The sequence below is a fragment of the Blochmannia endosymbiont of Camponotus quercicola genome, from assembly GCF_059935335.1.
The window spans coordinates 105830-119163 of the sequence record NZ_CP011794.1; the positions used below are offsets into that span (position 1 = coordinate 105830).

Here is a 13334-nt window from a genome sequence, read left to right on the forward strand (position 1 = left end):
ATTATGCGCCCACGTTGATTTTTTATCCCTCTGTTAAGTCTTTAAATAGAGATTCTGATCTACTAGTTGTTAAAGTTGAACCTGGGGTCCCAATAATAGTTACTGAAGTAAATGTGTTCATACAAGGAGATGGCAGCGAAGATGTCGATTATCAACAAATAATAAAATACAGCAAATCTTTTATCGGAAAAAGATTAAATCATGACGATTATGAACAGTGTAAAAATAAACTGTACAATTTAGCTTTATTCAAAGGATATTTTGATGCTAAATTCCAAAATAGTCAACTTATTGTTATACCTTCTCGTTGTCAAAGTATTTGGAATATAAATTTTTATAGCGGCCATCGTTATGTTTTTGAAGAAATTAAATTTCATGGCAGCCAAATTAAGGAAAGTTATTTAAAAAATATATCTAATATACACTCGGGAGAATATTACAGTGTTACATCTATTATGGAATTAAATCGCCGTCTTTCTTCTACTAATTGGTTTGAATCAGTATCTATATCTTCAGATTACATACGTCGTCAACAAAAAAAAATAATATTAGATATTTTGTTTTATCCTTGTCCAAAAAATAATTTTGAGACTGGATCTGGTTATACTATAGATACAGGTCCAAGAACTAAGATAATTTGGAAAAAACCATGGATTAATGCGCATGGACATAGTTTAGAAAGTAATTTAAGTTTATCTATGTCAGAGCAAGTTATAGATTTAAGTTATAGAATTCCACTTTTTATTAATCCATTAGAACAATATTATTTGTTGCAAGGAGGGTTAATACATGGGGATACATATAATATTCAGTCTAGTATTGTGACTATAAATATGGCTCGTTACTGGAATTGTTCCCATAAGTGGCAACGTTCAATTAATGTGCACTGGTATTTTAATCATTATTATTCTAATAATTATATAACTAAAAATATAATGTTAATTTATCCAGGGGTAAGCATATATCGTGTTCGAAAACGTGGTGATGTAACGCCATATTGGGGAGATAGTCAACGTTACTCAATAAATATATCTAACGATTGTTGGAAATCAGATGTTAATTTTATTACCGTGCAAGCACAAAATATTTGGATTCGAACATTATTGAAAAAGCATCGTTTTTTAGTTCGTGGAAATTTAAGTTGGATAGAGACTAATAATTTTCCATTTGTTGGTTTAATGTTGCGATTCTTTTCCAGCGTAGATAACGGTATTCGTGGATGTAAATATACATCTTCATATCCTTGTGATAATAATCCTGAACATTTTATGGAAGTCGCTACTAAACTGATCACTGCTGCGTTCGAATATCAATATAATATGATGAGTAAATGGTGGGGAGTTATTTTTATAGATGCAGGAGAGATCACTAATGATGTCAAATGGAAGCATTTTAAATCTGGTATAGGTATTGGAGTACGCTGGCAATTACCAATAGGTTCTATTAAATTCGATGTGGCAACGCCATTGGTGCATAGAAGTAATATAAATCATCGATCTGTATATTTATACGTTAATTTAGGACCAGATTTATGATTTTTATAAATAAAATCTGTGTTATTTTATTGTCATGGATATCAATAATATGTGGAATTTTTATGTTTTTATTAGGTACTAACGCAGGAACATATATAACTCTTACAGGCATCACATATTGTATTCCTGGATTAGCATTTGATTCTGTTTCTGGGAGTTGGGGTAATTTCAATATAACTCATGTAGTATATGAAACGTCGATAGGTATAATTGATATTGGTAAATGTAATATTTTTTTAAACTTAAAACATATATGGAATAAAAAAATATATATTAATAATCTTTTTTTGGAAAATGTTTATATAAAAACAAAAAAAAACGATGTGATAAAACAAGAACATAAAAAATATAAAAGAGTAAAAACAGATAATGTGTTTTCTATTCCGTTTCCCATAATATTGAAAAATGCAGTATTGCATAATATTCATATTAATTTAAATAATGCATTATTTAAATTAATGAAATTAGATACTGAATTAATATTTCAAGATAATTTTTTGACAGTTTCACCTATAAATATTAAGGGCGCAGTTTTAAAGATTTTTGATGTAAATGTATCGAATATAAAAACCAATGTAACAGATATGTGTCGGTATAGTAATAAATGGAACATAAAGTATTTTTTAAAATCATTATCTAAGAAATTATTAATAACATTACCTGTTTTCAATATTCCTATAAATTTAGATTTAAAAGATATAAAAGGAGATAATTTTTATATTTTTGATAATAACAATAATTATTATGTTATTAATCATTTTTGTTTACAGACATATTTATATAACCAAGCTGCAAATATAAAATTGCACGTTAAATTACCATGTGGATATCTTGATGCAATAGGTAACGTAATACTTAAAGAGTATTATCCAATAAATATAACAGCCAATTGTACTGTGTATGCTACTGATGTTAGTAACAGTTCTGTCAATATAGAACAGAATGATGCCAGTAAGATACAATTAGTTGTTTCAGGAGAATTATATAACGAGATATGTCTTTGTTTTGATTTTTTAGGTGTTATATCGACAATACATGTATTATTAAAAACTAAGATCATGCAATTTGGTACGTTCGTAAATATATCTGTGGTTGGAAGGAAAATACCACTTTATTTATTAGGACAGGATGATTATTCAGTAGAAAAGATTAATTTGTGTTTAAATGGTAGAATAAAAAATTATTATCTTCAAGTAACATCGCAATTAAGTAGCGTTAAATTTCCACCAATATACATAGTTATGAACGCTCAAGGAGATGTTAATAGTTGTTCTATTTCTAAATTAAGCATAATTGCGTTAGAAGAATCTCTTGATATGCAAGGAGTTGTTAACTGGGATAGCGTGATTAGTTGGCATAGTGTATTTGTATTAAATAAGATTAATTTTTTTCAAAAATGGTTAAAACGTCCTATAACATTGTCAGGTAGTATCACCACTCAAGGGCATGTATGTCCTAATGCTTGGGATATAACAGTATCTGACTTAAATCTTAATGGGTGCATAGAAAATAATAGTATCTCGTGTACAGGTGCATTATATAGAGATTCTATTGGTAAATTAAAAATACCTACATTATTAATTAAATGGGGATCTAACGTATTAGAGATACAAGAAGACTTAAACTTAAAAAAAGATTCTATTTTTAATATTAGGCTTTCAGCGCCAGATTGCAATGCAATCATACCTGGATTAAATGGCAGAGTATACGGGAAATTTAAATTGTATGGGCCTATTAGATATCCTAGATTGTTGTTGAGTATTGATGCACATTCCTTGTATTGGCGCGATAAGAACTTTGATATCGATAAGATAATAGTAAATGGTGATATTTGTTATGATGCTGTTACACAAAGTAAATTTTTTTTTCAAGTAGATAAGATAAAGTATGGGGTTTTAGAGTTACGTCGGTTAATTATACAAGGTCAAGGTAATATTACACAACATTATTTAAATTTTATGGCTTACGGCGACATGTTGTCTGGGACAGTAAAACTTTGTGGTAATTTAGATCTTTTTCATAAAATTTGGCATAGTAGAATTGATAAAACAAGTATTACCACTGCAATAGGAACATGGAAATTGATGCAAGATATTGTCCTTACTTATCAATATTTAACACGAAAAATTATCGTAGATTCACATTATTGGAAAATTATTGATTGTGTAATTCCTGTTTCTAAAATTTTAAAGACAAGCATATTGAACAAAATGAATGATTTATTTAAAAATTGTAACGTGGTTTCTTTAAAAATTTTATTGCCAAAATTAATAGAAATACATACTGCTTATGTATATTGTATGAATTGTCATTGGACATTAGGACGGTTATTACCTAGAGGTAGAATTTCTTTTATAGGAAAACAACTTAAAGCAATGTCTTCTATTGAGGAGGTAGGAGTCGCTCCTATTGAGATAAAAAACATAACTACAAAAATTGTATTAACGAAAAATACTTCATATTTACAGTGGTTTATGAATATTGGTAATGATGATCAAAACCATGGATCATTTAAAATAACTGTGTTACACAATATATCTAAAATAATAGGATGTGTACAGATTAAAAATATTTCGTTAGCCCCTTTTTATAATTCATTGATTTCATTAAAAGAACCGGTAAATGGATTATTAGATTTAAACATTCATTTTTGTAAACATCAACATCACTTTAAAATGTATGGCGTAGCTCAACTAAAAGGTTTTAATGTTAATAAACCTGACACACCATTTTTTGTAAAAAATGGCCAATTATTTGTAAGATTCTGTGGAGACCATGCGGTGTTAAATGGAACAATAGATACAGATGACGGATGCAGGTTGTATTTAAATGGTGATATTATTAATTTTGATTCTACTAATAATATATATGCATTGTTAAAAATACGAGGAAACCAAGTTAATTGTTGTGTGTCTCCAGAAATAAAAATGAAAATATCTCCTGATATTACTTGTAAGATTACTTCAGAAAATATTCATATACAAGGTAATATAGAAATCCCTTGGGCTCATATTGAAGTTAAGCAATATTCAAAAGACATAGTAAGGATTTCTTCAGAAGAAATTTTGCTAGATGACAATTTTAAACCGATTTTAGATAGTTCTAAAAATTTGTCTGTTTCTGTATCTTCTAATGTTAATGTATATCTTGGTGATGATGTAAGTTTTAACGGATTGGGTTTATGCATGAAATTAAGAGGTAATTTAGAAATTGGATACAACAAAAATTACTTAGTATTGACAGGGTATATCGGTATACCCTCTGGTCGTTTTCAAGTATATGGGCAAGATTTAATAATAAAAAAGGGACAATTACTATTTTCTGGAGCGATAAATCAACCATATATTGATATTGAAGCAATTTGTGATCCTTCTAGTATTAAAGATGGAAGTATAGTTGGTGTACGGATTACTGGTATTTTTGGTCAGTCAAAAATAGAAACTTTCTCTAATTTGTCATCTCTCTCTTCAAAAAAAGTGATATCTTATGTATTGGGTGGCAGTAGAAATGTAACATTTTTTAATACAGATACGAACATAGTAACATCTTTGTTAATTGGAGCAAGTGTTAGAAACAGTGAAAAATTTATTAATAAAATAGGCAAGGTATTTGGTGTTCAAGACTTGACATTAAACACTCAAGATATTGGTACCGAGCCGTTGGTTGCGCTAAGCGGATACATTGCTCCTGGTTTACAAATTAAATATGGAGTTAGTATTTTTGATTTATTGACAACAATAACCATGCGTTATTGTTTGTGGTCACAATTTTACCTAGAGGTTACATCTGGAAGAAATCAAGCGGTTGATGTATTACATAAATTTAATTTTTAACTTGTTTATATTGATATACAAGTTAAGTTTCTTCGCAGTGTATAAATTCAGCATAAAGTATAATTTATATGTTATATATTTTTTTTAAAACGTTCAAAAGCATTTGAAATTTCTAGTTTAGCAGTATCAACATTGCCCCAACTTTTTATTTTTGCCCATTTTTCAGGGTCTAAATCTTTGTAATTTTCAAAAAAATGATTGATTTGGTTACGTAATAAGTTTGGAAAGTCATTTATATCTTGTATTAGTGAGTATTGTGTTGATATTTTATTATGAGGTACTGCGATTATTTTAGAGTCTTCTCCAGATTCATCATTCATATTAAGTATACCTATAGGACGGCAACGTATTACACAACCTGAGTTTAAAGGATATGGAGTCGGTACTAACACATCTACTGGGTCTCCATCTAGTGATAAAGTATCATTAATATAGCCGTAATTACAAGGGTAAAACATAGGTGTTGATACGAAACGATCAACAAATATCACTCCTGTTTTTTTATCAATTTCATATTTAATTGGATCAGAATTAGCTGAAATTTCAATAATAACATATATATCTTCTGGAATATTTTCGCCAGCTGGCACTTGGTTTAAATACATTTATATCGCCATGTATGTATAAATAATAGGTTTTAAAGATGGATTATATGTTATCTATATTTTATTATCAATGCATTTATTAATACGGATGTTATTTTATTTATATTATAATCGTAATAATAAGGTATTTGCGTATTCTATGAAGATACAGTGGATTACTTTTAGTAAATATCGTAATCATATTTTCTATGATTGTATATATAATTTTTGGCGTTAAATATATTTGTGATTTTAAAGGTGAAAACTAATAGATTCTTTGAATTATATAAGCTGCTAAACCTGCTAATGCTTGCCGGTACGGAGAAGGAGGTAAAATATTCAGACAAGAAATAGCTTTGTTAATTTCTGTTTCAGCGCATTGTCGAGTGTATTCTAATGACCCATGTTGACGCATTGTGCCTAAAATTATATCTAACAAATGATGATTGTTGCCTTGTTTAATAGCTTGACGTATCAATGATGCTTGTTTTGGGGTGCCATGATGCATAGCGTGTAGCAAAGGAAGAGTCGGTTTTCCTTCATACAAATCATTTCCAATATTTTTCCCAAATGTTGTTTTTGAAGCATTATAGTCTAATAAATCATCAACTAATTGGAATGCAATTCCCACATATCGTCCATAATTACGTAATGCTTCTTCTTGATAAGCATCAGCACCACCTAAAATGGCAGATGATTGAGAAGCTACTTCAAATAAACGAGCGGTTTTATTATAAATAATCTTCATATAACTATCAATAGTAATGGTTGGGTCATTGCAATTTGTTAATTGTAGTATTTCCCCTTCTGCAATTATATTAACAGCATCTGCCATCAAAGATAATATTCGTAAGGATTCTAATTCGGTCATCATTTGAAAAGCTCGTGTATATATAAAATCTCCCACTAATACACTAGCAGCATTACCAAAAATTACATTAGTAGTTACTCTACCGCGTCTCATGTGTGATTTGTCTACTACATCATCATGTAATAAAGTAGCAGTATGAATAAACTCTATTAGAGTAGCAATAGTAACATGTTGTGTCTTATTATAGCATAACGTTCTTGCGGTTAGCAACGCTATCATGGGTCTAATTCGTTTTCCACCGCTATTAATAATATATTGAACAAGTTTATCGATTAAAGCAATATCAGATGATAATCGTGTGCGAATTTCTGCATTTACATCCGCTATATCTTGTGCAGTTAATTTGGAGATTTGATCGATGTCCATTGATATTATTACAACTATTAAATGTCAGATATAATTTGTATATTATTTTATGCACGTTCAATGATTTGTGTTAAGTTAAGTCACAGGTATGAGAATGCGTTTAAAATTTATTATTGTGTTGAGAAACATTTTTTTTTGATGTATAAGAATATGTATGGAAATAATATCAGATTACAAACAAAAGATGGATTATTATTTATGTATGCAGTTTTTCAAACTGGTAGCAAACAGTATCGTGTTATTGAAGGCCAACTGATTCATGTAGAACGACTGGATATTGATGTTGGTAATAAAGTTGTTTTTAATCAAGTATTACTGATTAAACACGATGAGTATATTCAAATAGGGAGTCCTTTTATACAAGATGGGCAGATTATAGCAGAAATTGTAGCTCAAAGTCTTGATCGCAAGATAGAAATTATTAAATTTCGTCGTCGTAAACATTTTCGTAAATTTCAAGGACATCGTCAGCGTTTTACAACAATAAAAATCATAAGTATAAGTAAGTACGATCCACATAATTAGCAATAGGGAATAAAATGGCACATAAAAAAGCTGGGGGGTCTACTCGTAATGGTCGAGACTCACATAGTAAGCGTTTAGGAATTAAATGTTTTGGAGGCACATTTGTATCTTCAGGTACTATTATCGTGCGTCAACGTGGCAATACATTTCATCCAGGAAAGCATGTAGGTTGCGGGAGAGATTATACTCTTTTTGCTTTAAAATCTGGAAAGGTTTTGTTTGAAAAAAGGGGGGCATTCCGTCGTACGTTCATTAGCATAGTTGCTAATGTATGAGAATGTAATGTGTTAATCTTACCGAATAGTTAGTTGTTTATTTCATAAAAGTAAGAAATTACTATGCAAAGTTATTTGCAATTATATTTACGATTACGACAAATGATTGTATTGAGGTTTTAACTGTGTAATATATTCTATGGATCCAAGAAATATTAAAAAATAAAATTAAATATTCATGTAGCTTAATCAAGATACAGTGATTATTGTATTATTATTATTAGATATGGAAATAATGGACATAGTAAGTAAAATACATGATACATGCTGATTTAGAGTGTATGGAATAAGAATTGATTGTTAAAAACATTACACTAGATTATTAAATGATAAGTTGTATATACCATAAAATATAGACGATATGTTAGAGGTATATTATGAAGTTTGTCGACATGACTAACATCACAGTTATTGCTGGTAATGGTGGGCATGGGTGTATAAGTTTTAAAAAAACAGGAAGGAGAGCTCCTTTTATGAAAAAACCTAACGGTAGTAATGGGGGCAATGGCGGAGATGTTTGGTTATTGGCAGATCCTAACATCAATACTTTAAGTTATTTTCATTCTAATCGTATTTTTAAAGCTGGTCACGGACAATGTGGTCGCAGCCGTGGTTGTACCGGTAAAAGAGGCCAAGATCTTATCTTGAGAGTTCCGTGGGGAACTAGAGTGAGTTATCAAAAAACAAATAAGTTGTTGGGTGACATGGGTAATCACCAAAAACGGTTAATGGTAGCTAAAGGAGGGAGTCATGGTTTAGGAAATGGTCATTTTAAATTTTTTTTGCGGCGTAAGGAACTTTATAACACGCATGGGTCAGCGGGAGAATTGCAACGTTTATCCTTGGAATTACTTCTAATAGCAAATGTTGGAATATTTGGATTACCTAATTCTGGGAAATCTAGTTTTATTCGAGTAATATCATCGGCTAAACCAAAAGTAGCAGCTTATCCATTCACTACATTGGTGCCATGTTTAGGTGTGGTACAGATTAATAATTATGATAGGTTTGTTATTGCAGATATTCCTGGTATTATTAAAGGTGCTTCTAATGGTTTAGGATTAGGAATGCGGTTTTTAAAACATGTAGAGCATTGTCAAATATTATTACATTTTATTGATATTGCGCCTTTGGACAACTCTGATCCATTAGAAAATATTATTACTATTCAACATGAATTGAATAACTATAATAAAAATTTAATTTGTAAACCTTGTTGGTTAATATTTAATAAAATAGATTTGTTGGATAAATATGTGGCGGAAAAAAAGATTGCATATATTATTAGTTCCTTAAAATGGAAAGGACGCTATTATTCCATATCGTCTACACGTAATACAAATGTATTATCGCTGTGTGATAGCATTATGCAATTTATTCTTCGTTACACTCAAAACAAAGAACGATAACTATTACATATACGTAAGATGAGAAAATAGGATAGTAATATTAACTGATTTTGTTTATATTTTAGCATAATACACATAATATATTATTAAGCTTTAAATATTAATAAAGCGGCATTCCTAATTCGTAATGTTTTTACAGAGCAAATGTTCTTTATAAGATGGTGTGGATGTATAAGGAAGATATGTAGATCAAACTTTTAAAAGTTAGATATAATGATTTTTTATTATTTAAAAAGATAAAGATATGTAATATTTGGTTATAGCACATTTATTGTATATAGATGAGTTTTTATTGTGTTTAAAGAATACGCAATATGATGAAGGTAAAATATGAATCGCATACCAATGACTTTACGTGGATCTGAAAAGTTAAGAGAAGAGCTGGATTATTTAAAAAATATTCGTCGCCCGGAAATTATAAAAAATATTTCTGAAGCACGTGAACATGGAGACTTAAAAGAAAACGCTGAATATCATGCTGCTCGTGAACAACAAGGATTTTGTGAGGGTCGTATTCAGGAAATAGAGTTTAAACTTTCTAACGCATATATCATAGATATTACCAAATTAACTACGGGTGATAAGGTAGTTTTTGGTGCTACAGTTAGTGTTGAAAATTTAGATACAACACATAGAAAAACATATAGCATTGTAGGGGATGACGAGGCAAACCTCAAAGAACACATGATTTCTGTAAATTCCCCTATCGCTAGAGGGTTAATCGGTCATAAAAAAGGAGATGTTATTACAGTTGATACTCCAAAAGGCGAGATAAAATATAAAATAATCCAGATTGAATATGATTAATATAATATGTTTTTAAATTTTATTTTTTTCAAAAAATTTTTATAGAATAGTAATTATGAAATTAAACATTTAAATTCTATTTACAACGCAAACTTATATTACTTAACGTTTTAGCATAAGTGTATGGTGCGATCAATATTGTAACCGGTGCAGGTTTATATTTTAATTTTAGTGTGTTTTTTTGATGTAACTGCTCGAATTAGATATATTCGTTTATACGTGTTATTTAACAATGTTTGGAGAAATATATTAATTAGATATATACGTAAATTTAACCTGTTTTATGCAAAAAATTTTTATTTAGGTAAAATTGAAAGAAATATAAAAATCAATAGCTGTTTCATAGTGTTGTTTATTATTTTTATGTATAAATATTTGAGAAGTAACCTGGTATGGAAAATAGAAAGAGTTCTATACGTTCGTCAGGGTGGCTACGAAAATATCTCAAAGACCAGTATGTGAGAGAAGCGCGAAGACGGAAACTGCGATCACGGTCTTGGTTTAAACTTGATTCAATAAACCGCACGGATGCGTTGTTTTCCACTGGTATGACGGTGGTAGATTTAGGATCAGCACCTGGTGGTTGGGCGCTTTATGCAAAAAACAAAATAGGAAATACAGGACATATCATAGCGTGCGATATATTGTCTATGAATAGAATTCCTGGAGTGAATTTTTTGAAAGGAGATTGCTCGGATCCTAATATTTTAAAAATATTGTGTTCATGGATAGGACAGAAAAAGGTTCATGTTGTTTTATCTGATATGTCTCCTAATGTAACTGGTATATCAATAATTGATGTAAGTCAATCTATATATCTTGGAAATTTGGCATTAGATATATGCCGTAGTGTTTTAATGGGTAGAGGCACTTTTTTAGTGAAAGTTTTTCAAGGCAGGGGTTTAGATAAATACTTGTGTGATGTGCGTTCCTTATTTAACATAGTAAAAATTCGTAAGCCAAATGCCTCTAGGTCTCATTCTCGTGAGGTTTATATTGTAGCGAAAGAACGTAAGTAAGTATATTGAAATGTAGCATGTTAAAATTATTTAAATTTTGTTGTACTGTGCGAGGTTAGTCTTTTGAGTGATATGGCGAAAAATCTCGGTCTCTGGTTAGTTATTGCGGTAGTTTTGATGTCTTTATTCCAGAGTTTTGGGCCTAGCGACTCAGGTAGTCGCAAATTAGATTATTCTACTTTTATGTATGATTTGAACCAAGATCAAGTGAAAGAAGCGCGTATCAACGGGCGTGAAATCGTAGTTGTAAAAAAGGACAGTAATCGCTATACTACGTATATTCCAGTAAATGACCCGAAATTACTTGATATTCTTTTAACTAAAAAAGTTAAAGTTGTTGGAGAGCCTCCAGAAGAACCTAGTTTAATTACATCTATTTTTATTTCTTGGTTTCCGATGTTATTATTGATTGGAGTTTGGATTTTTTTTATGCGTCAAATGCAGGGAGGTGGCAAAGGAGCTATGTCTTTTGGTAAAAGTAAAGCGCGTATGTTAACTGAAGATCAAATCAAAACTACTTTTGCGGATGTAGCAGGATGTGATGAAGCAAAAGAAGAGGTAAAAGAATTGGTAGATTATTTGCGTGAACCTGGTAGATTTCAAAAATTAGGAGGAAAAATTCCAAAAGGAGTATTAATGGTAGGGCCTCCTGGAACAGGAAAAACACTTTTAGCGAAAGCAATTGCTGGAGAAGCAAAGGTTCCATTTTTTACCATTTCGGGTTCTGATTTTGTAGAAATGTTTGTCGGAGTTGGAGCGTCTCGTGTGCGAGATATGTTTGAACAAGCCAAGAAAGCGGCACCATGTATTATTTTTATCGACGAAATTGATGCAGTTGGTCGTCAAAGAGGCGCAGGTTTAGGGGGAGGACATGATGAACGTGAACAAACTTTAAATCAGATGTTAGTAGAGATGGATGGGTTTGAAGGAAATGAAGGTATTATTGTTATAGCTGCTACTAATCGTCCAGATGTACTAGATCCAGCTTTGTTGCGACCAGGTCGATTTGACCGTCAAGTAGTTGTAGGATTACCGGATATTCGGGGGCGAGAACAGATATTAAAAGTACACATTAGTCATGTACCGCTGTCATCAGATGTAGATATATTAGTAATTGCTCGAGGCACACCGGGATTTTCAGGGGCAGATTTAGCTAATCTTGTAAATGAAGCGGCATTATTTGCTGCTCGTGATAGTAAAAATATGGTATCGATGGTAGAGTTCGAAAAAGCTAAAGATAAGATCGTAATGGGTGCTGAACGTCGTTCTATGGTGATGACAGAGTCTCAAAAAGAATCTACAGCTTATCATGAAGCCGGTCATGCTATTATTGGTAGATTAGTCCCGGAGCATGACCCAGTGCATAAAGTCACTATTATTCCTAGAGGACGCGCTTTAGGAGTAACATTTTTCTTACCAGAAGGTGACGCAATTAGCACTAGTCGACAAAAATTAGAAAGTCAAATTTCTACATTATACGGAGGTAGACTTGCTGAAGAAATAATTTATGGTCCTAGCAAAGTTTCTACTGGTGCCTCTAATGATATTAAAGTGGCTACTTCTATCGCACGAAATATGGTAACTCAATGGGGATTTTCTGAAAAGCTTGGGCCGTTATTGTATGCAGAGGAAGAAGGAGAGATATTTCTTGGGCGTTCGGTAGCTAAAGCAAAACATATGTCTGATGAGACCGCTCGTATTATTGATCAGGAAATTAAATTTTTGATTGAAAGAAATTATGTACGCGCCCATAAGCTTTTGACGGAAAATGTAGATATTCTTCATTCTATGAAAGACGCGCTAATAAAATATGAAACTATTAACGCGTCTCAAATAAATGATTTGATGGATAGAAAATCAGTTAAGCCTCCATCTGGATGGGAAAATAGCGTATCTGATATTAATGACAGTAAAGAAGATGTTTGTGTTTCTTCTGAAAAAAAACCGAAATCAGTAGATAGAGAGTCTTACAATGATAATCCTGATGCTGCGTCACAATAATATGTAATAATTTCATACAAAAAATAAAAGATTAATGTTACTTATCAAGATAACATAGTGTTGTATTGATTACACGAATATGTTGAATATAGATTAATTTTAAATAATT

The 13334-nt window shown here is 30.9% G+C and carries 10 protein-coding genes; 8 read left to right on the forward strand and 2 right to left on the reverse strand.

The genetic code is table 11. The annotated features are described in order from the left end of the window. The first annotated feature begins 14 nt into the window (after nucleotides 1-14). Together CBquer539_RS00455 and tamB are read left to right on the forward strand one after the other, a co-directional pair. On the forward strand, nucleotides 15-1535 hold the full coding sequence (locus CBquer539_RS00455; RefSeq protein WP_500836508.1) for an autotransporter assembly complex protein TamA: 1521 nt from the start codon (nucleotides 15-17) through the stop codon (nucleotides 1533-1535). Continuing rightward, nucleotides 1532-5368 (forward strand): autotransporter assembly complex protein TamB, encoded by a 3837-nt coding sequence (gene tamB, locus CBquer539_RS00460; protein WP_500836509.1) that lies wholly within the window; start codon nucleotides 1532-1534, stop codon nucleotides 5366-5368. The genes CBquer539_RS00455 and tamB overlap by 4 nt, the downstream gene beginning before the upstream one ends. A gap of 71 nt (nucleotides 5369-5439) precedes the next feature. On the opposite strand, the gene ppa is transcribed toward tamB, so the two are convergent. Together ppa and ispB are read right to left on the reverse strand one after the other, a co-directional pair. Further along, complete coding sequence (gene ppa, locus CBquer539_RS00465; RefSeq protein ID WP_500836510.1) at nucleotides 5440-5973, reverse strand: inorganic diphosphatase; 534 nt, start codon at nucleotides 5971-5973, stop codon at nucleotides 5440-5442. Between the two features lie 244 nt (nucleotides 5974-6217). After that, nucleotides 6218-7189, reverse strand: coding sequence for an octaprenyl diphosphate synthase (ispB, locus tag CBquer539_RS00470; protein WP_500836511.1), 972 nt, complete (start codon nucleotides 7187-7189; stop codon nucleotides 6218-6220). Nucleotides 7190-7387: 198 nt separating this feature from the next. Here ispB and rplU point away from each other — a divergent pair, with 198 nt between their 5' ends. The 6 genes from rplU to ftsH all read left to right on the forward strand — a co-directional run bounded on the left by rplU (nucleotide 7388) and on the right by ftsH (nucleotide 13225). Further along, the gene (gene rplU, locus CBquer539_RS00475) at nucleotides 7388-7714 is read left to right on the forward strand and encodes a 50S ribosomal protein L21 (RefSeq protein WP_500836729.1); all 327 of its coding nucleotides are present in this window, start codon (nucleotides 7388-7390) and stop codon (nucleotides 7712-7714) included. 14 nt (nucleotides 7715-7728) lie between these two features. Then, a complete protein-coding gene (rpmA, locus tag CBquer539_RS00480) occupies nucleotides 7729-7989 on the forward strand; it encodes a 50S ribosomal protein L27 (protein WP_500836512.1) in 261 nt (86 codons plus the stop codon). 377 nt (nucleotides 7990-8366) lie between these two features. Further along, nucleotides 8367-9398, forward strand: a complete 1032-nt coding sequence (gene obgE, locus CBquer539_RS00485) for a GTPase ObgE (protein WP_500836513.1) — start codon at nucleotides 8367-8369, stop codon at nucleotides 9396-9398. Nucleotides 9399-9728: 330 nt separating this feature from the next. Next, nucleotides 9729-10205: a transcription elongation factor GreA gene (gene greA / locus CBquer539_RS00490; RefSeq protein ID WP_500836514.1), complete on the forward strand. Its 477-nt coding sequence runs from the start codon at nucleotides 9729-9731 to the stop codon at nucleotides 10203-10205. A gap of 392 nt (nucleotides 10206-10597) precedes the next feature. Continuing rightward, complete coding sequence (gene rlmE, locus CBquer539_RS00495; RefSeq protein WP_500836515.1) at nucleotides 10598-11224, forward strand: 23S rRNA (uridine(2552)-2'-O)-methyltransferase RlmE; 627 nt, start codon at nucleotides 10598-10600, stop codon at nucleotides 11222-11224. A 63-nt stretch (nucleotides 11225-11287) separates the two neighbouring features. Continuing rightward, entirely contained in the window at nucleotides 11288-13225 is a 1938-nt protein-coding gene (gene ftsH / locus CBquer539_RS00500; protein WP_500836516.1) for an ATP-dependent zinc metalloprotease FtsH, read from the forward strand. Nucleotides 13226-13334: the final 109 nt, after the last annotated feature.